The organism is Nocardia flavorosea, assembly GCF_015477805.1.
GTDB classification, from domain to species: Bacteria; Actinomycetota; Actinomycetes; order Mycobacteriales; family Mycobacteriaceae; genus Nocardia; species Nocardia flavorosea_A.
In genome coordinates this window covers 339,227-361,883 of record NZ_JADLQL010000001.1, presented here as the reverse complement: position 1 = coordinate 361,883, position 22,657 = coordinate 339,227, and the positions used below count along the sequence as shown (strand labels likewise).

Annotated in this window: 22 protein-coding genes; 11 read left to right on the top strand and 11 right to left on the bottom strand. The window is 67.6% G+C overall.

Features of this window, described 5'->3' with window-relative positions:
- Positions 1 to 194: 194 nt before the first annotated feature.
- Positions 195 to 797, top strand: coding sequence for a hypothetical protein (locus IU448_RS01715; RefSeq protein ID WP_195053724.1), 603 nt, complete (start codon positions 195 to 197; stop codon positions 795 to 797).
- An 89-nt stretch (positions 798 to 886) separates the two neighbouring features.
- Here the strand turns inward: IU448_RS01715 and IU448_RS01710 are convergent, their stop codons facing one another.
- Both IU448_RS01710 and IU448_RS01705 read right to left on the bottom strand, forming a co-directional pair.
- Complete coding sequence (locus IU448_RS01710) at positions 887 to 1,054, bottom strand: hypothetical protein (protein WP_195053723.1); 168 nt, start codon at positions 1,052 to 1,054, stop codon at positions 887 to 889.
- Positions 1,055 to 1,379: 325 nt separating this feature from the next.
- On the bottom strand, positions 1,380 to 2,003 hold the full coding sequence (locus IU448_RS01705; RefSeq protein ID WP_280457006.1) for a TetR/AcrR family transcriptional regulator: 624 nt from the start codon (positions 2,001 to 2,003) through the stop codon (positions 1,380 to 1,382).
- Between the two features lie 99 nt (positions 2,004 to 2,102).
- On the opposite strand from IU448_RS01705, the gene IU448_RS01700 reads away from it, so the two are divergent.
- Genes IU448_RS01700 through fadD11 form a run of 7 tightly spaced genes read left to right on the top strand, consistent with a single transcriptional unit; the run spans position 2,103 to position 9,661 of the window.
- The gene (locus tag IU448_RS01700; protein WP_195053721.1) at positions 2,103 to 2,984 is read left to right on the top strand and encodes a metal-dependent hydrolase; all 882 of its coding nucleotides are present in this window, start codon (positions 2,103 to 2,105) and stop codon (positions 2,982 to 2,984) included.
- The gene (locus tag IU448_RS01695; RefSeq protein ID WP_195053720.1) at positions 2,981 to 4,012 is read left to right on the top strand and encodes a PDR/VanB family oxidoreductase; all 1,032 of its coding nucleotides are present in this window, start codon (positions 2,981 to 2,983) and stop codon (positions 4,010 to 4,012) included. Before IU448_RS01700 ends, IU448_RS01695 begins: the two co-directional genes overlap by 4 nt.
- 22 nt (positions 4,013 to 4,034) lie before the next feature.
- On the top strand, positions 4,035 to 4,544 hold the full coding sequence (locus tag IU448_RS01690; RefSeq protein WP_195053719.1) for an SRPBCC family protein: 510 nt from the start codon (positions 4,035 to 4,037) through the stop codon (positions 4,542 to 4,544).
- On the top strand, positions 4,541 to 6,019 hold the full coding sequence (locus IU448_RS01685; RefSeq protein WP_195053718.1) for a flavin-containing monooxygenase: 1,479 nt from the start codon (positions 4,541 to 4,543) through the stop codon (positions 6,017 to 6,019). Before IU448_RS01690 ends, IU448_RS01685 begins: the two co-directional genes overlap by 4 nt.
- On the top strand, positions 6,016 to 6,891 hold the full coding sequence (locus IU448_RS01680; RefSeq protein WP_195053717.1) for a short-chain dehydrogenase/reductase: 876 nt from the start codon (positions 6,016 to 6,018) through the stop codon (positions 6,889 to 6,891). Before IU448_RS01685 ends, IU448_RS01680 begins: the two co-directional genes overlap by 4 nt.
- The gene (locus tag IU448_RS01675; RefSeq protein ID WP_195053716.1) at positions 6,888 to 7,841 is read left to right on the top strand and encodes an alpha/beta hydrolase; all 954 of its coding nucleotides are present in this window, start codon (positions 6,888 to 6,890) and stop codon (positions 7,839 to 7,841) included. Before IU448_RS01680 ends, IU448_RS01675 begins: the two co-directional genes overlap by 4 nt.
- Entirely contained in the window at positions 7,838 to 9,661 is a 1,824-nt protein-coding gene (gene fadD11, locus IU448_RS01670) for a fatty acid--CoA ligase FadD11 (protein ID WP_195053715.1), read from the top strand. The genes IU448_RS01675 and fadD11 overlap by 4 nt, the downstream gene beginning before the upstream one ends.
- Positions 9,662 to 9,706: 45 nt before the next feature.
- Here fadD11 and IU448_RS01665 read toward each other — a convergent pair whose 3' ends face one another.
- The 8 genes from IU448_RS01665 to IU448_RS01630 all read right to left on the bottom strand — a co-directional run bounded on the left by IU448_RS01665 (position 9,707) and on the right by IU448_RS01630 (position 17,051).
- Positions 9,707 to 10,078: a hypothetical protein gene (locus tag IU448_RS01665; RefSeq protein WP_195053714.1), complete on the bottom strand. Its 372-nt coding sequence runs from the start codon at positions 10,076 to 10,078 to the stop codon at positions 9,707 to 9,709.
- A gap of 20 nt (positions 10,079 to 10,098) precedes the next feature.
- Positions 10,099 to 10,572 carry a roadblock/LC7 domain-containing protein gene (locus IU448_RS01660; protein ID WP_228811987.1) on the bottom strand — a complete coding sequence of 158 codons (474 nt, stop codon included), beginning with the start codon at positions 10,570 to 10,572 and terminating at the stop codon, positions 10,099 to 10,101.
- A complete protein-coding gene (locus IU448_RS01655) occupies positions 10,569 to 11,345 on the bottom strand; it encodes a hypothetical protein (RefSeq protein ID WP_195053713.1) in 777 nt (258 codons plus the stop codon). The genes IU448_RS01660 and IU448_RS01655 overlap by 4 nt, the downstream gene beginning before the upstream one ends.
- Complete coding sequence (locus tag IU448_RS01650; protein ID WP_280457002.1) at positions 11,335 to 11,778, bottom strand: hypothetical protein; 444 nt, start codon at positions 11,776 to 11,778, stop codon at positions 11,335 to 11,337. The genes IU448_RS01655 and IU448_RS01650 overlap by 11 nt, the downstream gene beginning before the upstream one ends.
- 301 nt (positions 11,779 to 12,079) lie before the next feature.
- The gene (locus tag IU448_RS01645; protein WP_195053712.1) at positions 12,080 to 12,559 is read right to left on the bottom strand and encodes a hypothetical protein; all 480 of its coding nucleotides are present in this window, start codon (positions 12,557 to 12,559) and stop codon (positions 12,080 to 12,082) included.
- Entirely contained in the window at positions 12,556 to 15,012 is a 2,457-nt protein-coding gene (locus IU448_RS01640; protein WP_195054965.1) for a molybdopterin oxidoreductase family protein, read from the bottom strand. The genes IU448_RS01645 and IU448_RS01640 overlap by 4 nt, the downstream gene beginning before the upstream one ends.
- 177 nt (positions 15,013 to 15,189) lie before the next feature.
- On the bottom strand, positions 15,190 to 15,492 hold the full coding sequence (locus IU448_RS01635) for a YrhK family protein (protein WP_195053711.1): 303 nt from the start codon (positions 15,490 to 15,492) through the stop codon (positions 15,190 to 15,192).
- Between the two features lie 422 nt (positions 15,493 to 15,914).
- Entirely contained in the window at positions 15,915 to 17,051 is a 1,137-nt protein-coding gene (locus IU448_RS01630) for an NAD(P)-binding domain-containing protein (protein WP_195053710.1), read from the bottom strand.
- Between the two features lie 589 nt (positions 17,052 to 17,640).
- Here IU448_RS01630 and IU448_RS01625 point away from each other — a divergent pair.
- From IU448_RS01625 to IU448_RS01615, 3 genes are read left to right on the top strand one after another with little or no spacing between them, the layout of a single operon-like run.
- Complete coding sequence (locus IU448_RS01625) at positions 17,641 to 18,132, top strand: MarR family winged helix-turn-helix transcriptional regulator (protein WP_195053709.1); 492 nt, start codon at positions 17,641 to 17,643, stop codon at positions 18,130 to 18,132.
- Positions 18,125 to 20,710, top strand: a complete 2,586-nt coding sequence (locus IU448_RS29660) for an MFS transporter (protein WP_195053708.1) — start codon at positions 18,125 to 18,127, stop codon at positions 20,708 to 20,710. The genes IU448_RS01625 and IU448_RS29660 overlap by 8 nt, the downstream gene beginning before the upstream one ends.
- Positions 20,707 to 21,528, top strand: coding sequence for a YceI family protein (locus IU448_RS01615; protein WP_195053707.1), 822 nt, complete (start codon positions 20,707 to 20,709; stop codon positions 21,526 to 21,528). Before IU448_RS29660 ends, IU448_RS01615 begins: the two co-directional genes overlap by 4 nt.
- A 35-nt stretch (positions 21,529 to 21,563) precedes the next feature.
- Here the strand turns inward: IU448_RS01615 and IU448_RS01610 are convergent, their stop codons facing one another.
- Entirely contained in the window at positions 21,564 to 22,142 is a 579-nt protein-coding gene (locus IU448_RS01610) for a sugar O-acetyltransferase (protein ID WP_195053706.1), read from the bottom strand.
- Positions 22,143 to 22,657: the final 515 nt, after the last annotated feature.

The following is a 22,657-nucleotide window of genomic DNA, read 5'->3' as shown; positions in this document are numbered from 1 at the left end:
TGTCTGCAGCCAATCCTCGCGGGCGACGGCGAGGGCACATCGCCTTCGTAAATCATTGCGGAAAAACGTCCTACGCCGGGACCCGCCGAATGATCGCACCCCGTTCGACGGAAATTCCTCGCCCCGGGCGAACGAGAACGACTGCACAATGGTTCAATTCTCGCAGCAAGCGCTCGGAGTGCAGGAGGTAGAGGATGGCAGTGCGCTACTCGAAACGGGAACAGACCAAACTCGTCAATCGGGTGAAAAAACTTATCGCCCAAGGCAAAACGGTCAATGCCGCGTGCACTTCGGTTTCCGAACGGGAAGGTGGACAGCCCGCGGCCAACACCCTGGCGAATTGGGTGAAGGCGGCCGGTCTCCCCGAAGCCGAACCCGTCCAGGAAGAGGCCGCACCGGTGGCGGCACCGAAAAAACGCCGCCGCCGGACCACCACCCGCAAGCCCGCACCGGCGGCGGCGATCTCGGCACCGGAAACCCAGGTGAAAGCGCCGGAGCCAGAACAGGAACCGGAGCGGGAACCGGTCACCGAACACACGGAGATTCCGGCAACCGAGAGTGCCGCGAGCCCGTCGGCCGAAGCCGGAGTCGGCGCGGAGGCCCAGCCGGTCACCGAAACCGCGACGGCGTCCGTCGCCGAACTCGTGCATGTCCGCACCGCCGACCGGACCGCGGAGACCACGGGCGATCTCGACGATCTCCTCGACGAGAATCTCCGTTTGCGTACCGCGCTGAACGAGGCGAATCGGGAAATCCGCGCCATGCGGGATCTTCTCGTCGTATACGCCAGCCGCTGAACGAAATCGGCCACGCCCGCGCGGCTGATTCTGCGCAGACAGGGTGTGCGCCGGCCGGATTCGGCCGGCGCACACCTTTTTTGCGGTACCTATCCGTCGGCGGCCCCGGTGAGGTCGTGCGCGACCGTCCGCAGCACCCTGTCGAACCCATAGACCAGCGGCGGCCGCGCCACCCTTCGCGTCACCACGGGACCGGCGAACGGAATTGCCAACTGCACTGTCGTGATCCAACGCACCCGGGTGCCGGTATCGGTCACGCTGAATTCCACCCGGCCTTTTTCATGCCGGGACTGCAGGATACTGCGATACACATGGTATTCGAACGAATGCGGGGCGGATCGTATTCGGTGATGCGTTCCCAGAACATACCGATCGCCCAGATCAGCACTCGCACCGCACCTCGCCCGTACGGCGCCTCGGAACCGCACACGCGCAGCCGCTCATGCAGGATCATCGGTATGCGGGTGTAGTTGTGCGCGTAGCTGATCCAGTCGAATACCGCGGACGCGGGCGCGGCCTACCGCCTCCAGGCGGCACGCACACCCCGGCAGCCCCACGGATGGCCGGATACCGCCCGTGGCTTCAGCAGGCCGGGTATCCGCCGGTGATCAGGGGGACGATGTGCCGGTGGGCGAATTCGGCGAGCCGGTCTTCGGATTCGAGGTCGACCGCGCCGACCGGCTGCAGAATCAACGAGTGCACGATCCGGGCGGCGATCTCGATACGCGGCGCGAGGTCGGGAATATCCGGTGACCGCAGCCGGCGCAGCGCATCGCCCACCACAGCGGTGGCCGTGGTGATCGCCATGGCGAAGAACGCGCCCCCCTCGGTGGTGAGCTGCGGTAGCAACCGGGTGGGCTCCAGCGAGAGCATTCGATTCACCAGCCGGTGACCACGCCACCGGCTGATCACGGTGACGAAGAGATCGGCGACGACGGCATCGACCGTGGCGTGCCGCGCGGGAATCGCGTGGAGTTCGTCGAGCAGGGTGTGCACCTCGCGCGCGGTGACCGCACGGACCAGCTCGTCGCGTGACCCGATACGCCGGTAGACGGTGCCGCGGTCGACGGCCGCTTCCCGGGCGATATCCCCGATCGTCGTCTTCTTCACGCCGAGTCGTTCGAACTGGCGGCGAGCCGCGTCGAGGATACGTTCTTCGATCTTGTCGGGAAGAGGGTCTTTCGAGGTGGAGGCGGTAGCGGGCACGCCGGACACGCTAGCAGCGGGCACCCGATCGGCAACAATCTGGAAGAAATTGTTGCGACCACATTGCAAGGGAATATGTTGCATTGTACGGTTCAGGGCATGGCTGATGACAGCGCACCGTCGCGCACCTATCGCGAGGAAGCCCACGCGATCCACGCGCGGGACGTGCACTTCGACTTCTCCGGCGTCCCGATGCACTACATCCCGGGCGAAGTACTGGCGACCCACGTCACCAACGTGATGCACCTGGTACTCCCCGAGGGCGAACGCGCCATGGCGGCGTGCCTGGCCGAGGCGCTGGCTCATATCGACGACGAACGACTCCGCGAAGAGGTCACCGGGTTCATCGGCCAGGAATCGATGCACGCGGGCAGCCACGAGGGCGCGCGCAACCATCTGCAATCGATCGGACTGGATGTCGAGTCCTATGTCGCCAAGATCGCCTGGCTCGTCGACCGGGTCCTCGGCGATCAAGGGCTCACCGGCCGCGCCCGGCAGGAGTGGCTCAAGGAACGCCTCGGCCTGTTCGCCGGAATGGAACATTTCACCGCGGTGATCGGTGAATGGCTGCTCGAATCGGAGGTGCTCGAGGAACTCGGGATGCATCCGACGATGCTGGATCTGGTGCGCTGGCACGGAGCCGAGGAAGTCGAACACCGCAGCGTGGTGTTCGACGCCTATATGCACGTCGACGGTGGCTACGCGCGCCGCGTCCGCACCGGTCTGCTGGCCGGCGGGCTGCTGTTGCCGTTGTTCGTGGTCTCCACCGCCTACTTGTATCGCAAGGATCCGAGTCCGGCGAAGGGGCGCTTCTGGGGGCAGCAATTCCTCAGCGCGACAGTGCGCGGTGTGATCCCTAGCTTCACCACATTCTTCACCGAGATGCCGCGCTATCTCCGGCCGGGTTTCCACCCCTCACAACTCGGTGCGATGGACAACGCCCTGCGCTATCTGGCGCACTCCCCCGCGGCCCGCGGATGAACGGCCCCACCGCGGCACCGTCGGCGAGCCTGCGACTGCTGGGTGTGGCCGTGGATGTCTACAAGAAGGTGTTCACCAACCCCGCACTGTCGCCGCCGAACCCGGTGCGGCGCAGCGGTTTCGATATCGACGTCACAGTGGAGTCGGTATGTGCCGAGGCGCGGGACGTGGTGTCGCTGACCCTGCGGCGTCCGGGCGGGCAGCGGCTGCCCGCCTGGCGCCCCGGTTCCCATCTGGATGTATTCCTGCCCTCGGGGCGGCAACGCCAGTACTCCCTGTGCGGCGATCCACACGATCTCTCCCGCTATCGTATTGCGGTGCGCCGGCTTTCCGACGGCGGCGGCGGGTCGACGGAGATGCATTCGCTCGCGCCCGGTGATGCGCTGCGGATCCGCGGGCCGCGCAATGCGTTCACCTTCGTGGAAACCGCGCCCGCCTACCTGTTCGTCGCCGCCGGAATCGGTATCACCCCGATCCTGCCCATGGCGCGCGCCGCGGGTGATCGCGGGCAACTGGTTTACCTGGGCCGTTCCCGCGACACCATGCCGTTCCTCGGCGAACTACCCCGAGGCGCCGAAATCCGGCCCGACGACGAATCCGGCACTCCCGATATCGCGGCGATCCTGGCGACCGCACCCCCCGGTGCCGCGGTGTACGTCTGCGGCCCGCCGCCCGTTCTGCAAACCGCCCAGCGGGCCTTCTTCGCGCTGAACCCGACCGGCTCCCTGCATACCGAACGTTTCTCGGCACCACCGATCGTCGACGGCCGGGAATTCGATCTGACCCTCGCCGCCTCCGGTAAGCACGTCCGGGTGGCCGCGACGGAATCCGCGCTCGACGCGATCCGCCGGATACATCCCGACGCCGTGTTCTCCTGCCGTCAAGGGTTCTGCGGTACCTGCAAGACCCCGGTTCTCGCCGGCGATATCGACCACCGCGACCGCACCCTCACCGACGCCGAACGCCCCGGCCACATGCTCCCGTGTGTCTCCCGGTCCGCGGGCGGGCCGTTGGTGCTCGATCTCTGAAGCCGAAAGGTCCACCAATCTTATGCGTACCAGTTTCCCGCTCGAACCGGCGGACGACACCTTCCTGAACACCACAGCCTGCCGCTACACCCATATCGTCGATATCCCGGCCGCACGGGACCGCGTCTGGGAAACCCTGACCGCCGACGATGCGCTGGTGTCGTGGTCACCGGTTATCACGACCGCCCGCTGGACCTCACCGCGCCCGTTCGGTATCGGCACCACCCGGGTGGTGACCCTCGGTGGCGCGCTGCGTCTCGACGAACGTTTCTACCGGTGGGAAGACGGCACCCGGATGACCTTCACCGTCGATTCCGCCTCGGTCCCGGGCCTGCGCCGGTTCGCCGAAGATCTCACCCTGCTGTCGCTGGGCACCGCGACCCGGCTGGTGTGGACTTTCGCGCTCGAAGGCGCTCCGTTGCTGCGGCCCGCACTGGCCGCCGCGAGCCCGGTGAACCGCCTGGTCACCAAATCCATCGCCGAGGGGATCACCGGCCGGGTCCGCCGTGAAACGGCAGGAGCGCGGCGATGAACCCGGTGGATTCCGGCGCGGCCCCCGAACACCACGGCATTGTCGTGCTCGGCGCCGGCTTCGGTGGTATCGGGCTGGCGATTGCGTTGCGGCAGGCCGGTTTCGACGATGTGGTGCTGCTGGAACGGGCGGCCGATCTCGGCGGCACCTGGCAGGCCAACACCTATCCGGGTTGTGCCTGCGATGTCCCGTCCCACCTGTACAGCTATTCGTTCGCCCCGAATCCGGATTGGTCGCGAACCTACGGCCGGCAACCGGAGATCCTCGATTATCTCCGCCGCGTCGCCACCGAACACGATGTGGTGCGCCATATCCGGCTGAACACCGAACTGACCGGCGCACACTGGGACGAGGCGAACAGCGTCTGGCGGATCGACACCTCTCGCGGCGCGCTCACCGCGGACTATTTCCTGTCCGCCGCGGGTATCTTCGCGGAAGCGAAGTACCCGGACCTGCCCGGTCTGGACAGTTTCACCGGCACCGCGTTCCATTCGCTGCACTGGGATCACGAGCACGATCTGACCGGCGAACGGGTCGCGGTGATCGGTACCGGCGCGTCCGCGGTGCAGTTCATTCCCGAGATCCAGCCGCAGGTGTCCGCTCTGACGGTGTTCCAGCGTTCGGCGCCGTGGATCGTGCCGAGGATGGACCGCCCCACCCTCGGCCTGGAACGCAGCTTGCTGCGCCGGCTGCCGTTGGCACAGAAGGCCGTCCGTGGCACCTGGTACGGCCTGATCGAGAGTTTCGGGCTGGTCGGCTTCGTCGACAACCGGTTCCGGCACCCCTTCGAGGTTCTGGGCCGCCTGCAGTTGCTGCGCCAGATCCGGGATCCGCGGCTGCGCCGCACGGCCACCCCGGACTACATCATCGGCTGTAAACGCGCGATCTTCTCCGACGCCTACCTGCCCGCACTGGACCAGGACAACGTGGAGGTGGTCACCGACGGTATCGCGGAGGTGCGGCCGCGGTCGATCGTCACCCGCGGCGGGGACGAGATCGAGGTCGACACGATCATCTACGGCACCGGGTTCACCCCCATCCCCACCGCGTTCGAGCGGATCACCGGACGCGACGGCCGCTCGATCGCCGAACTCTATTACGAGGAGCCCCAGACCTATCTGGGCACGGCGATGGCGGGATTCCCGAACTTCTTCTGCACCCTGGGCCCGTTCGGGGCGGCCGGCAACCAGTCCGCCATCTTCATGCTCGAATCGCAGATCGCCTATATCGTCGACGCGCTGCGCACCCTGCGCGACCGCGGCGCCCGCCGGGTGGAGGTGCGCCGGGAAACCCAGGACGCCTTCGTCGGGGAAATGGAACGGCGCAGCGCGGATACGGTCTGGCTGACCGGGGGCTGCCAGACCTACTACACCACTCCCGACGGCCGCAACGCCGGGCTGTACCCGAGCTGGAGTTTCGAATACCGCCGCCGTACCAAGCATTTCGACGCCGAAGCCTACGAGGTGAGCTCATGAAGTCGCCGCTACCCGCTCCGCTGGACCGGCTCACCGGGCCGGTCTTCGATGTGCGAGGCAAGGTCGTATTGGTCACCGGGGCGGGACAGGGTATCGGCCGGGAACTCGTGGGTATCCTGCACCGGCGCGGCGCTGTCATCGCAGCGGTCGATATCGACGAGGCCGCGGCCCGGCGCGCCGCGAGCGAACTGGGGTCGCGGGCGTGCGGGATCGGGGCCGATGTCACCGACCGGGACCGGATGGAGCAGGTGATCGGGGAGGTGGCCGATCGGTTCGGCCGGCTCGATATCGTCGTCGCCAATGCCGGGGTCACGCCGGTGCCGGCGACGCTGCGCACCATCGAACCCGGCGATTTCGACCGGGTGCTGAACATCAATCTCACCGGTGTGTTCAATACCGTGCATCCGGCACTCGACGAGATCATCCGCAGCGGCGGGCATGTGGTGGTGGTGTCGTCGTGCGCGGCGTTCGCCCCGGGGATGGGCGGTTCGCCGTACATGATCAGCAAGGCCGCGGTCGAACAACTGGGCCGGGCGCTGCGAGTGGAACTGGCCGCCTCCGGCGCCACCGCGGGGATCGCCTATTTCGGTCTGGTGGAGACACCGATGACCCATGCGATGCTCGACGCCGACGATCTGGGGCGCCGGATCAACGATCTACTGCCGTGGCCGCTGAGCGTGCGGATCACCGCCGAACACGCCGCGCGCACCATCGCCGACGGGATCTCCCGGCGCGCGCCGCGCACCATCGCGCCCAGCGGCTGGCAGCCCTATGCGTTGCTGCGCGGGGTGATCAACACCGTGCTCGACGGCCGGCTGGCCGCCGATTCGTCGGTGCACGATATCGTGCGCGCCATCGAGAAACGCCGATGACCGCACCGCCGATGCGGGGTTCGTGGCAGGCCCGCACCGTCCGGCAGGTATCGGCGCTCACCGCGCGCCGGCTCGCCGCGGCCGCGCCGGTGAACGCCTGGACGCTCCCGCTCGCGCGCACGCTGATCGATCAGGCATTGCGCACGGTCGCACCGGCGTTGGCCGGCACCACGGTCGAACAGCTTCGCGGCGGCGGGGTCACCGGCGAATGGGTGCGGGGGCCGCGCGCCGGCCGGACCGATGCCGTGGTGCTGTACGTGCACGGCGGCGGATTCGTCGCCGGTTCCGCGGCCGGATATCGCGGGGTGGCCTCGCGGCTGTCCACCGCGACCCGGCTGCCGGTTCTCACCCTGGACTACCGGCTCGCGCCCGAACACCCGCATCCCGCGGCGGCGCAGGATATCGAATACGCCTTTCGGTGGCTGGCCGACCGTGGTCACGCCCCCGGCCGGATCATCGTCGCCGGTGATTCCGCGGGCGGATTTCTCGCCGCGGATTTCGCCATCACCCGGGCCGGCACCGGTCTGACTGCCCCCGGCGGGGTAGTGCTGTTCTCGCCGATGGCGGATCTGAGCCTCGGTGTGGCCACCGGTTACGAGGGGGCGCGCGCATGCGGACTGCTCTCGGCCGGGTTGTCGCGCCGTGCGGTCACCCATTTCACGGCGGACCCCTACGAATTGCTGCCGGCCGACGGTGAACCGCTGCCACCGGCGCTCATCCACGCCGGCGATACCGAATTCTTCGGCGGTGACGCCGTCGCCCTGGCGCGGCGGTGGAGGGCCACCGGCGCGGTCTGCGATCTACAGGTGTGGCCCGACCAGATCCACGCCTTCCCGGTGCTGCCGGTGCTGATCCCGGAATCGCGGCTCGCCTACCGGTCCGCGGCACGGTTCGTCGCCGCCCTTCTCGATACCACCGCAGCCGCGGTCCGATCCGAAAGATTTTCGTGAGCACAGTTCGTTTCGAAACCCTGCCCGCCGCATTTCAGCACATCGCCGCGGTGGACCCGGCCGCGGTTGCGCTCCGCACCCCTGGCGGCACCCGGACACTGACCTGGGCCGAGTATGCGCAACAGGTCCGCGAATTCGCGGCCGGGCTGGCCGCTCTCGGGGTCCGCCGCGGCGATACGGTGGCGCTGATGATGGGCAACCGCCTGGACTTCTATCCGCTGGAGGTGGCTGCCCAGCACCTCGGCGCGACCTCGTTCTCGGTGTACAACACACTGCCGGGCGATCAGCTCGGGTACGTTCTCGGCAATGCCGGTGCCCGCGTGGTGATCTGCGAACCGCAGTACGTTCCGCGGTTGCGCGACTGCGGACTCGCGCTCGAGCAGCTGGTCTGCCTCGACGACGCTCCGGCGGGAACTGTGCCGGTGGCCGGATTGCGCGCCGCGGGCGCAACCGATTTCGATTTCGAGGCGGCCTGGCGCGCTGTGCGACCAGGCGATGTGGCGACTCTGATCTACACCTCCGGCACCACCGGCGCCCCGAAAGGTGTGGAGACCACCCACGCCAACCTGTTGTTCCAGGTCTACGGGGTCGCCGAGGTGCTCGGTATCGAATACGGCGACACCATCACCTCGTATATGCCCTCGGCGCATATCGCCGACCGGCTCACCGCGCTGTACGCGCAGGAGGTGCTGGGAGTTCAGGTGACCTGTGTCCCCGACCCGTCGGAGATCGCGGCCGCATTGGCCGATCTGCACCCGACCATCTGGGGCGCGGTGCCCCGGGTGTGGGAGAAGATCCGGGCCGGCATCGAATTCAAGGTGTCCGCCGAACCCGACGACGAACGGCGCACCGCCTTGCAGTGGGCGCTGTCGGTGGCCGCCACCCGCGGCGAATACGCCCTGTCGGGCCGCGAACTCCCCGCCGATCTGGCCGCCGAATGGCAGCGCGCCGACGAACTCGTGCTGCGGGGCCTGCGGGCGGCACTCGGGTTCGACCGGATGCGCTGGGCGATGTCGGGTGCCGCACCGATTCCCCCGGCGACGCTGGGTTTCTTCGCCGGGCTCGGGGTGCCGATCACCGAGATCTGGGGAATGTCGGAACTGTCGTGTATATGCACCGTGAGTCATCCCCGCGAGGCCCGGCTGGGAACGGTCGGGACGCTGCTACCGGGTATGGAAGCGCGGACGGCAGCCGACGGTGAGCTCCAGGTTCGTGGGCCACTGGTGATGAAAGGCTATCGCGGACTGCCGGAGAAAACCGCCGAAACGATCGACGCCGATGGCTGGCTGTCCACCGGCGATATCGTCATCGTCGATGCGGACGGTTATTTCACCGTCGTCGACCGCAAGAAGGAAATCATCATCAACGCATCCGGGAAGAACATGTCCCCGGCGCATATCGAGAACACGATCAAGGCTGCCACACCGCTCATCGGTGCCATGGCGGTGATCGGCGACGGCCGTCCCTACAACACCGCGCTCGTGGTCCTCGACGCCGAAACCGCCGGCCCCTACGCCGAACGGCACGGCCTTTCCGATGCCTCACCCGCCGCACTCGCCGCCGACCCGGAGGTGCTGGCGGCCATCGCCGCGGGTATCGCCGCCGGGAACGCGCGGCTGGCCCGGGTGGAACAGATCAAACGTTTCACTGTGCTCCCGGTGTTCTGGGAAGCCGGCGGCGACGAGATCACCCTCACCATGAAGCTGAAACGCGCGGCGGTGGCCGAGAAATACGCCGGCCGCATCGCCGATCTCTACCGCGCCGAACCACCCGCCGGGGTCGCTGAACCGGCAGCCGGACCGGTACCGGCGCAACGGTAGAACCGAGTGCCGGGGCGCGGCCACGCACCGCTGCCCGATACCGGGTCACACCTCGAGGTCTTCTTCGATACCGCGCAGCTTGTGCCGGGCCAGCGCCAGATTCGCGCGGCCACGGTCGAGCGCGAGATAGAGGAACAAGCCCTTCGATTTCCGGCCGCTCATCGGGCGGATGAGGTGGTACTGGCCGGTCAGCGTGATCAGGATGTCCTCGATACCCTCCTGCAGGCCGAGCTGTTCGATGGTCCGCAGTTTCGCGCGCACCACCTCGGTGTTACCGGCGGCAGCAACGTGCAGGTCGAGCGCTTTGGAGCTGCCGAGCATGCCCAGCGCCATACCGCTGTTGTAATCGACGACGGCCGCGCCGATCGCACCGTCGATCGTCATCATATCTTTCAGCGCCAAGTCCATATCGGACACAGGTATTTCCTTTCGATGGGTTATCCGGGTCTTGCATCGGTTCTGCCGGGTTCACGGGCGGTGCCCGCCAGATGTTCGGCGATAGTGCGCGCCGCCGGACGCGATTCGAGATGTAACCGGCCGATATTCACGTCCGGTTCGGCGAGGACCGTCAACGATGCCCAGCCGGCCGCGTAGATGACGACATGCCCGCGCGACCCGTCCACCACGACCTCCTGGAACCCGCCGCCGTGCGCGACACCCGCCAGCCGGTTCGACAGCGATAGTTGCGCCGCGGCGAGCGCGGCCATTCCGGTGGGTTCGATATGGCCGGGTAGATCGTGGGTGACCAGCAGGCCGTCGCTGGAGGCGACCAGCGCCCCGATCAGTCCGGGCACCCGGGCCCTTAGCCCGGCGAGCTCCGCCTGTACCGCCGGATTCGGCCCGGGTTCGCGCATCGGCACCTTCGTCAACCTCCCCATCAGATCGCCGAGCAGCTTCCTGCGCGGCGTCATGCGAGATCCTCCAGCGCCGAGCGGAGCCGCAGGAGCAGTTCCTGATCCACCGGCTCCCAATCGCCGCCCTCCGGAACCGGTACCGGCTGCCGCGTCCGGCGTCGCAGAAGCGGGTCGCCGGTGAGTCGGGAGGCCGCCTGCGGCCGGCCGTCGCCCGGTGGTTCGATCAACCCGGCCGCAGTGAGATCGCGAACCGCCTCGAGGCAGCCGTACGCGGTGCGTCCGAGGTCGCGGGCGATAACGGTGACACTGCGCCGGGAATCCGCCGCTGCCAGCACCTCGGCTTGGCCTCCGGTGAGCACGACACGGTTCCGGCGTACCCGGCGTACCGGCACCACGGTCGCCCGATCGACCAGCCGGGCCGGCCACGGCCCGGCCTCCGGGTCGCCGCGTCGTGCGCATTCGCGGACCAGTACCCGCGGCGGGATATGGCAGACCGGAGCCAGCCAATGCGGCGGGGCGGGCCGGAATTCCGGGACGGCCGGGGCCGACAGCAGGAAATATGCGGCGTCGAAAACCGAAAGCAGGGCCAGCGTTTCGAGGTGCGGCCGGCGCAGAACAGTCCCGGGATCGCCCGCGGCCGCGCGCTGCCAATCATCGGTGCCGGCTACCCCGGCCGCCAGAGCCAGCCGATCGAGCCCGGTGGTGCGGCGGCATTCGGCGGCGGCGACAGTGCCGTCCGCGAGATGGAAAACCCCGTCGCCCGCATGCAGCAGGCCGGTGCTTCCCGCGTCTTCCAGGCGCCGCAGCTCGTCCGCAAGATCAATTCCCATGACCGTCCCCGGCCGGTTCCACCCGGGGACCGCCCGCGGCCGGTTGTGTGTCCTGCCCGTCCCCGGTCAGTTCCGCGAGGATGCCGCGTAGCCGGAATCGGGCCATCGCCAGGTTGCCGGAATCCTCGTCGAACAGCGCGTGTACGAACAGCCGGCCCTCGAAATCTCCACGCACCAGGTCGATCAGGTGGTATCCGCCGCTGCCGCACACGATGATCTCGGTGATGTCGTCGTTTCCGCCGGTCGCGAGCGCCGGACAGCCGAGTACCGCACGTACGACATCGGTTGTGGTGGCCGCGTCCTCGTGCTGATCCACCAGGTCGTGGCGCCCGGCCCCGGCCACCGCGAGTCCACTCGCCCCGTCGACCAAGGTCACACTGCGCGCGCCCGGGATGCCCATGATCCGTTCCAGACATCCATCGATTCCGATCACTGCGCCTCTGCCTTGTTCGTGTGCGTTTCAGATTGCAGAGACACTACACAGACCTTGCGAACTATGTCGTGCGAACGCAGTAGTGCGTCCCGACTGCGCCATCCCGCGGCGGATACCGGCCGGGATCGACGCGTGCAATGCCCCGAAAAGTAGCGCTCAGCGGCGCCGGGCACTGCGGAATCGCAGATATCGCGCCGAGGACGGTCCCGGAACCGTTGCCGTACCATCGGTTTCGTGCGTACCGTCGCCGGAACGCAGGCGCGGGGCGGCCCGGTACCGCAGGGCCCGGTATGGCCTGCGGTCAGCTGGCGAGGAACTGCGGGGAAAGAATCTTGAGCATGGAGTTGGCCCACCGCATCTGCCGCAGGGTTTCGGGATGGCAGCGCTCGGCCAGTTCGAGCAGACCCACGTCTTTGGCGCCCTGCGCTCCTTGAGCGAGCAGTTCCCAGTCGAGGGAGACACCGGCGGCGACCCGGTGCACGTGGCGCAGATCGATGAGCAGCAGCAGTGCCGGTTCGGGTCTGCGCCCCAGCAAGGTGCTGAGCCGCTCCTGTACCGGCCCGGTGATCGGTTTCGTATGGGGTTCGCTCTTCAGGTCGAGCCCGTAACCCTGTCCGGCCCGCGCGAGTTCGCGCACGTGTTCCCCGGACCACGCGGCGATATCACGAGCGACATGACACACCTCGTGATCGGTGCTGTGACGGGCGGCGAGGGTGGCCAGATCGAGCGCGAGTTTGCGTTCCGAGCGGTGTAGTTCCCTGATGGCGAGTCCGAGTTTCATGGTCGTTCTCCCGCGGTGTCGAGTGTTTCGGTGGCCGAGGCGGTCGCACCACCCACGGTCGCCGGAATATCGGCACCGAGGGGGCCGGAAGCTGTTGTCGTCGGAGCGGGGGCCGGACTGCCGGTGCCTTTGGTCAGTACCTCGACTCGTGCGGCCGCGGTTTTGAAGATCGGTTGTTTGGAAGCGGGATCCCAGTCGGTGAGTGTCAATTCGTTCGCGGCCCGATCGTGATCGGCCCTCGTTTCCGGGGCGGCGTCCCAGTAGCCGTAGTGGAACGGCACGAACAGCACCCCGGGCCGGATACCGCTGACCCGGGCTTTCGCGTGCAGGCCGCCGCGGGGGGAGGAAACTTTCAGCAGATCGCCCTCCGCGATGTTCAGGGCGTCGGCGTCCTGCTGGGAGATCTCCACCCACACCTGCGGTGCGGCCGCGTCCAACTGTGGTGCGCGGGCCGTTTTCGTGCGGGTGTGGAATTGATAGAGGGTCCGGCCGGTGATGAGGGCGAACGGATAGTCCGGCCGGGGAGACTCGTGCGGTGTCAGGTACCGGGCCGCCTTGATGATCGCCTTACCGGCGGGATTCATCGCCCGGTACGCAGTGGGCTCGAGCGGCGCACCGGTGACCAGATCCTTTCCGAAGGACTCGCAGTACTGCGGTGCGGCGAAGAACGCCCCACCGGTGTAGAGGCGTTCGGTTCCCTCGGGATGTTCGGCATTACAGGGCCATTGGATTCCGCTGCCGCCGCGGAGCTTGTCGTAGCTCAGCCCGGTGTAGTCGCACGGGCGGCCGGCACTGCATTTCTTCCATGCCTCGAACGCGGATTCCGGATCCTGCCACGGCGGCAGGGGCCGGCTGTCCCGGTCACGGAAATCCATCCGCCGCGCGTAGTCCAGGAAGATGTCGAGGTCGGCTTTCGCCTCGCCGGGCGGCTCGACCGCCTTGTCCGACAAATGCACGGTGCGGTCGACATTGGTGAAGGTTCCGGTCTTCTCGCCCCAGGTCGCCGCCGGCAGGACGACGTCGGCGAGCGCTGTCGTCTCGGTGGGGAAGATGTCCTGGACGACCACGAACAGGCGGTCCTGACTCAAGATCGAACGGATCCGTTCGAGTTCGGGCAAGGAGGCAGCCGGGTTGGTGGCACTGATCCACAACATCCGCAATGAGCCCTGTTCGGCGTAGCGCATCATCTGCATGGCATGGGTGGGCGGCGCATAGTGCGGAATCTGGTTGACATCGATATTCCACAATTGCGCCAGCTCGGCGATATGTGCGTCGTTGTTCCAGTTCCGGAACCCGGCGAGATCACCGTCGGCGCCGCATTCGCGGGTGTTCTCCGCGGTCGGCTGCCCGTTCATCTGCAACAGCCCGCAGCCGGGTTCGCCCAGCATCCCGCGAATCAGGTGCAGATTGTTGACCTGCACGGACGCTGCCGTCGCCTGGTGCGATTGATAGAACCCCTGTAGCACGGTCGACAGGAGGGCTTCGGCGGTACCCAGCAATCGAGCGGCGCGCCGGATATCGTCGGCGGGTACATCACAGATCCCGGCCACCTTCTCGGGTGGATATTCGGCGACTCGATCCCGCAGTTCGTCGAATCCGACGGTGTGCCGGTCGATGTAGTCGTGGTCGATCCAGTCGTTGCCGATGATCTCGTGCAGCAGCCCGTTCATCAACGCGACGTTGGTTCCCGGTAGCGGTGCGAGGTGCACGGTGGCGTACTGCGCGACCTTGGTCGGGCGAGGATCGACGCAGACGATGGCCGGCGGGTCGTCGCCGGCCATCCGGTCCAGGACCCGGGCCCACAGCATCGGCTGGGTTTCCGCCATATTGTGGCCGTACAGCGCGATCACATCCGCGTGGTCGATATCGGCATAGGAGCCCGGTTGTCCGTCGCAGGCGAACGATTCCTTCAGGGCCTCGGCCGCCGTGGCCGTGCACAGGCGCGTATTGCCGTCGACATGGTTGGTGCCGATGGCGCCGTGCGCGATCACACCGAGGGTGTAGTACTCCTCCAGGAACAACTGGCCGCTGGTGTAGAAACCGATGGCGCTGGGCCCCTGCTCGGACAACAGGTATTTGCTGTGGGCCACAATGCGTTCCATCGCGGTGTCCCAATCGGCGGGTACCAGTTCGCCGTTCTCCCTTACCAAGGGCCGGGTGAGCCGATCCGGCGACGAATTGGCCTGCCAGCCGAACAGATCCTTCGGCCCCAGCCGTCCCCGGTTGACCCGGTCGGCGGCCCGCCCCCGCACGCCCACCATGCGGCCGTCCGCGACTGCGACGTCGAAGGCGTCGCCGTTGGAGTGCATGATCGACGCAGTCTGTACCCACTGATCGACGGCCTGCGCCGCGAAACCTTCGCGTAAGTGCGTATCCACCCGGGTCGGCCACTGCTCACCTCGCCCGTACGGTGTCCGCGTGCCCCACGGGTCTGCAATACGATCCTTGGCCACCATGTCCCGGCACTTACCCGCCCGGCCGCCGGACAAACCGGTAGGCACCCGCACGAGCACCGGCCGATCGGGCGCACGCCCGGGCGGAATGCGGCTCGTCCGGTGCTCGGCTGCCCGCGCCGTGGACAGCAGGATCCGAGGTCACGGCCTGTTCCGAGGAGCCGCGACCGCAGCCGGTCAGTAATCGTAGTCGGCGCGCCGATGGCCGGAATCGCCGAGCCGCCGCAGGTGGACCCGGCGGGTCAGCCGGATGAGCGGACGGATCAGGAACTGCACCGAACCGACCAGGAACAGCCACGTCGCCGCGATATGGGTCGATTCGGAGAAGAACAGGAGACTTCCCACCGTGAACCATACGGCGATCAGGACGTCGTTGACGATGGAGGCCGTCTCGTAGCGGTCGTCGATGACCAGCAGCTCATCACCCACCGCGACCCGCACCGACCGGCCACTGCCTCCGATATCGTTTCGCGAAGCCATCCTGCCCACCCTAGAGACGACTCCCGCGAACACAACCCACGATGCCTACCGCAGTGCCGCGGGGCACGGGTACGGACGGTCGCACCAACCGCCGCCCGAAATGGCGGGCGGACGCCGGTAGCGCTCCCGCTACGAACGACGTGTCCGCAACCTTCTCCGTTGTATTCCGGTCCGAGCACCGGTGCTCGCAACTGCCGAGGCCCACGCGGCCGGAAGACCTGCCGAACATCCGTGTCGGCGATATCCGTACGACTCACGCGCCGTCCCGACTCGACCGCAACCGCATGCGAAGATCGCACCTCGATCGTGGTCGGCCAGGTGAACGCGCGCCAGGCGCCGGCGCATCGCAGCGGCCGACGGTATCGGTTCCTCCTCACCGGCCAGGTCCGGACCCGGCCGGACTCCGGGATGCGGGCACACGCTCAGGTTCGGGCAGGATCCGCACGGAGACCGAGGTGGCCGGTCAGTTCGACGGCCGCCGAACGACCTGCCCGGTTCGCGCCGACCGTGCTGGCGGACGGACCGTAGCCGATCAGATGGATCCGCGGATCCGCCGCGACCCGGGTCGCGGAGCGGCCGGTCATGGTGATCCCGCCGCCCGGGCCCCGTAGCGCCAGCGGGGCCAGATGGTCGAGGGCGCTGCGGAATCCGGTGGCCCACAGGATCACCTGCGCCGCTCGGAAGGTCCCGTCGGGCCAGCGCACACCGTCCGGCTCGATATGCTCGAACATCGGCAGCCGGTGCAGGACGCCGCGGTCGCGTGCGGCGCGGAGTCGTTTGTTCAACGGTAGCCCGGTCACCGAGACGACCGAACCCGGCGGCAGGCCGCGCCGTACCCGGTCTTCGACAATGGCGACGGCGCGCCTGCCCGCGTCCTGGTCGAACGGTGTTTCGCGGAACACCGGTGCGGACCGCGTCACCCACGTCGTGGTGGTCACCCGGGAGATTTCGTCGAGCAACTGGACGGCGGAGATACCACCGCCGACCACGACGACGTGCTGCCCGGCGAACTCCTCCGGTTCGCGGTAGTCACGGGTGTGCAGCTGACGGCCGGCGAAGACTTCGGCGCCGCGATAGTGCGGTATGAAGGGGCGCTCCCAGGTACCGGTGCCGTTGATCAGGCCCCGGACGCGCAGGGTGCCGGCATTATCGGTTTCGGCGTGCAGCAGGCCGTCGCGTTCGCGGCGATCACAGACCACGCGGACGGTGACCGGCCGGCGTACCCGCAACCCGAAATGTTGTTCGTAGCGCCGGTAGTAGTACGGGACCGCCACCGCGGCCGGTACATCGGCGCGCTCCGTGGCGCCGGGCGGCAGGTTCGCGGCGAACGACATACCCGGCAGATCGTGCACCCCGTTGACGGTGCTCAGGGTGAGCGACGGCCAGCGGAACTGCCAGGCGCCACCGGGCCCCGGAGCGTGATCCACGACGAGGAAATCGCGCCCGGGAGTCAGCCCGCGCCGCTGCAGATGGTAACCGGCGGACAGACCGGACTGACCGGCCCCGATCACCAGGATCTGGAAGTCCGGTCCGTCCGGGCCTGCTGCCTCGGTCACCATGCTCGCCGATGCTAGTCCGGCGCCGTGACACGGTGGTCCCGGTTCAACGTGGCACGCTGCCCCACGCGGGCAGGTACGAAATGTGCGCGGCCCGGTTCTCACCACGGCGCATACAGGGCCGTGGACCCGGACGTCCCGGGTCCACGGGCGGTTTCGTGGTGTTCCGGATCCCTCGAGTCGTGCGTGCCGCGGGCATGTCCCCTCCTGACCGGAGCACCGGACGCATCGGCACGCCGGAACCGCGGTCCGGGTGGGAACCAGCTAGAATAAGTCCGTAATGTCCGAAATGGTTCGTACGCCGTTGTTTTCGCATTTCGACCGCCCATTCTCCGATCGATGGACAACTCACCGGCGGCCACACTTTTATACCGCCCCCCGGCGACGATGATCCGCGAGGCGCGTACTATTCTCTTCCTCCCGGAGGCCCCTTCCGCTCTTGACGAGCGATGTGTGACACCTCCCAAGTCTCCCGTTGTGCACGACACCACACCCAGGCGCACCGGATCGACACCCCTCCTTTAGTTGATTAGCGAAAGCAACTGCTCTAAAGTTGATTAGCGAAAGAAACTATTCACCTCTTGGAGTCCCAGTGCCCATCTCATCCGAAACCGCTCAGCACCTGCTCGGTGAGATGTTCCATATCGGCCGTGCCCTCCGCAGCGCCCTGTTCTTCACCGACGCAGGTCAGCTACCGCCCGGCGGGCTCGCCGTCCTCACCACCCTCGACGCATCCGGCCCCTGCCGGCAGGTCGACCTCGCCACCGATATGCGCATTACCCAGTCGGCGCTGAGCAGGCATATCACCGAACTGGCCGCCGCCGGATACATCGTCCGCCGGGCCGACCCCAGTGACGGACGCGCCGCCCTGGTCCAACTCACCAGCGCGGGGCTGGACCTGCTGAACCGGGCGCGGGAAACCCACACCCGCCACCTTCAGGAAACCCTGGACGACTGGTCCGAGGACGATGCCGAACGGGCCTACCTGGCCGTACGACGACTCCGCAATTCCCTCAATGCCCGTTCCCGCTGCGCCTCGACGGGCGAGAACCCGCAGATTCCGAAAGCGAGCACTGATGTCTGACACCGAGGCACCGCCATCTCGCGATCCGCTCGCCATGAGCCATCGCCAGATCCTCGAAGCGATGACCGGGCTGCTGGCCGCACTGTTCACGGCGCTGCTCAGCACCACTATCGTCGCCAACGCGCTACCCACCATCATCGGCGACCTGCAGGGGTCGCAGACGGCCTATGCCTGGGTCATCACCACGGCACTGCTCACCAACGCCGCCTCCACACCCATCTGGGGCAAACTCGCCGACCTGTTCAACAAGAAGACGCTGGTGCAATCCGCCATCGTCATCTTCGTCATCGGATCGGTGATCGCCGGTCTCAGTCACAATGTCGGGCTACTGCTGGCCGCCCGGGCCCTGCAGGGTATCGGCATGGGCGGGCTCACCGCCCTCGTGCAGGCGATCATCGGAAGTATCATCCCGCCGCGCGAACGCGGCCGTTATTCCGGCTATATGGGTGCGGTGATGGCCGTATCGATGACCGGCGGACCGATCCTCGGCGGTGTCATCGTCGACAGCCCGCTGGGCTGGCGCTGGTGCTTCTACATCTGCGTTCCGCTGGCATTGATCGCCCTGTTCCTGCTGCAGCGGACACTGAAGCTGCCGACCATCCGCAAAGAGAACGTGTCCATCGACTGGCTGGGGGCAACGCTGCTCACCGCCGGTGTCTCGGTCCTGCTGATCTGGGTCTCGTTCGCCGGTAAAGCCGGCTACTACGAGTGGTGGTCCACCGAAACGGCGCTCTACGTCGGCGGCGGCGTCGCGCTGCTGATCGCCACCGTGCTGGTGGAGGCCAAGGTCAAAGACCCGGTCATCCCGCTGAAGATCGTCACCGAACGCACCACCGCCCTGGCCATCCTCGCCTCGATCGCCGTGGGTGTCGGGATGTTCGGCGCCACCACCTTCCTGGGCCAGTACCTGCAGACCGCACGCGGCTACTCCCCCACCGCCGCCGGCCTGCTCTCCTCGCCGATGGTCGCCGGGATGCTGGTCGCCTCGGTCACCTCCGGCCTGCTGATCACCCGGTTCGGCAAGTGGAAGCCGTTCGTCGTCGCCGGCGCTACCCTGCTGGTCATCGGTTTCGCCCTGCTGGCGACCGTCGACCACGCCACCAACATCTGGTTGATCGGCCTCTTCATCACGGTCACCGGGCTCGGTGTCGGCATGATGATGCAGAACCTCGTGCTGGCCGTGCAGAACACTGTGAGCGTGCAGAACATCGGCGCGGCGTCCAGCAGCGTCGCGTTCTTCCGCACCTTCGGCGGCGCTATCGGCGTCTCCGTACTCGGTTCGGTACTGGCCACCCGCGTCGGCGAGCTGTCCAGTGCACGGTTCGCCGAACTCGGTATCCACGCCGATTCCTCCGGTGGCAGCAATCTCGATCTCGGCGCCCTGCCGGCGCCGATCGCCGAGATCGTGCGCTTCGCCTACGGCGACGCCACCGGCCGGATCTTCCTGATCGCGGCCTTCGCCACCGCGGTGGCACTACTGGCCGCCGTTCTGCTGCCGAACCGTCCGCTGCGCCGCACGATCGATATCCAGCCCGACAACGATCCCGCCACCCTCACCGATATGGCGGCGAACACGGAAATTCCCGACGATCTCGCCGAACTCGACACCGCGGCGTACGCCGTCACCGAATCCGCCGCCCGCGATACCGACAATGCCGAGGACACCGCGCCGCGGACCGACCGCGTGCCGGTCGCCGTCGGCGCACCGGCCGGGCCCGCACCGGCCGACCGGAACGGGCACGGCACCTACACGGCCGCCGGAATGGCGAAGACGCTACCCATCGCCGGATTCTCCGAAGACGGTTCGGGCCGGGCGCCGGTGGCGGGGCGGATCACCCGTGCGGACGGACATCCGGTGCCGGGTGCCGCGCTCACCCTGATCGACCAGCGCGGCCAGCAGGTCGCGCGGGCGATCGGCACCTCCGACGGCGGCTATTCGATCGACGCACCCGGCCCCGGGAACTACGTCCTGATCGCCTCTGCCGCCGGGCACGGGCCCATCGCGGTCAACGTGGCCGTGGCCGACCGTACGGTCCACACCGATCTCACGCTCACCGGGCTCGGCGAACTGTCGGGTACCGTCCGCCGCGCGCCCACCGGGGAGCCGCTGGCCGCCGCGACCGTGACGGTGACCGATCAGCGTGGTGAGGTCGTGGCCTCGGCCACCTCCGACGGCAACGGTTCCTACCTGTGCCACGGCGTGGTCCCGGGGACCTATACCCTGGTCGCCGTCGCGGACCATATGCGACCCAGTGCCACCGCCCTGACCGTTCCCGACAGCGGCCTGCTGCGCCACGATATCGAGCTCTCGCCGATGGCGGTGCTCACCGGATCGGCGCGGACGGACAGCGGCCGGTCGCTGGAAGATATCCAGATCACCGTGCTCGACGCCGCGGGCGAGGTGAACGCCACCGTGCGGACCGACGAAAACGGCCGCTACGTCGTGACCGATCTGCCGGAAGGGCAGTACACGGTCGTCGCCCGCGGTTATCCGCCGATCACCGGCCAGGTTTCGGTGACCGGCGCCCAAGCGGATTTCGACGTGCGGCTCGGCTACGACACCGAGGAGCGCTCATGACCGGACTCACCGCTCGTATTCGCAACGCCGAGAACTGGCCGGTACCGGAGGCGGTACTGACCGTGACCGACAGCACCGGCAGCCAGATCGGCCGGGCGGTCGCCGACGATACCGGCGCAGTCGCCACGGGATCGCTGCCCCCAGGGCTGCATACGGCCGTGCTGACCGCGCCGGGTTATCAGCCGGTGGCCCGCACTGCGCAGATCTCGTCCACCGGCACGGGGACGCTCGGCGATATCACCCTGGTGGCGGTGGCGGAAACGGTGGCGCTGCCGCTGTCGGGTCCGTGGACGATCGACCCGGTGCATTCGACGGTGATCGCCACCGCCCGGCACCTCGGGATCTCCAGTATCAAAGCGCGGTTCGCCGAGGTCAGCGGACGTCTCGATATCGGTGAGCCGTTCGAGCGGTCCACTGGTTACGCCGAGATCAAAGCGGCGTGTATCGACACCGGTATCGCCATGCGCGACGACCATCTGCGGTCGGCCGATTTCCTCGATGTCGAACGTTTTCCGCTGATCTCCTTCACCGGCAACGGCCTCCGACGCACGGGCAGCGACACCTGGATCATGCCGGGCGAGCTCGCCCTGCACGGCCAGCGCCGGACCGTCGATCTCGATATCACCTACGGTGGCTTCGGCCCGGACCCCTGGGGCGGTGTACGTGCCGCCTTCCACGCCGAAACCGTGCTGCGCCGGGATGATTTCGCGATCGACTACAACGCGATGGTACGTGCCGGCGTGGCGGCGGTGGGTACCACCGTCAAGCTCGACCTGGACATCCAGGTGGTGCAAGGCGACCGGTTGCCGCAGATGTAGTACCGGGGCGGGTGCCGGTTCGGTTCGGCACCCGCTCAGTCGCGGGTGGGGTCGAGGGTGCGGATCACCCGAGCCGAGTTGCCCACCGCGACCACATTCGCGGGTAGGTCGCGGGTGACCACGGCACCAGCGCCCACCACGGTGTTCTCGCCGATCGAAACCCCGCCGAGCACGATGGCGCCGCCACCGAGCCAGACATTGTCACCGATCGTGATCGGTTCGGCGGCTTCCCATTTCGCACGGCGCAGGCCCGGATCCAGGGGGTGGGTGGGCGTCAGCAGTTGAACGTTCGGCCCGATCTGGACGTCGTCGCCGAGGGTGATGGCGGCGACATCGAGGGCGACCAGCCCGAAATTGGCGAAACACCCCGATCCGATGGTGATATTGCTGCCGTAATCGACCCGCAGCGGCGGGCGGATATCGGTATTGTCTCCCACCGCTGCGAACAGTTCGCTCAGTATTGTGCGCTGTCGCGCCGCATCCCGGGCAGGTGTGCTGTTGTAGGCCTCCATCAACTCCATTGCCCGCAGGCTCCGCTCCCTGAGGTCGGGATCGTCGGCCAGATACAGCTCACCGGCGAGCATGCGTTCCCGCATCGACTTCTCGTCACCCATCTTTCGAGGGTATCCGTTACGAACGGCCTGCCCAGCCCCCGCCCGCCGGACCTGCGCCGGCGTCCCGGTGAGCCACACCCGGCCGGGTCCGGAATGTCCGCAGCGGTGAGATCCGGTGCCCTGTCCCACCATCACTATCCGACGCCGCGCGGGGGCTCGGCCCACGCGCGCCGAGCGACGGACTCCGGGCGCCGCGGCTGCACCGCGGCACCCGCTACATCATCATCATCGCGCCGAACATCATCAACATCATGAAACCCAGGAATCCGTATCCCATCGCACTCTCCTCTCACTTTCCGCGGTGCCCGCCCATCACAGTGCGACTTCATGCCGCTATTCAACGGTACGTTACCCATCGATAAACAACTGGCAGCGGGCTTCCCCGCGGCGGTAAGTATCGAATCTGTTCACCGTTTTCGAATGCCGCGATTCCATCCGGCACCACCGAACAACCGCCGTAGGTCTCCAGGGCAGACCGGCACCGGGCAGCTCCCCGGATACGGAAGGTCCCGTAG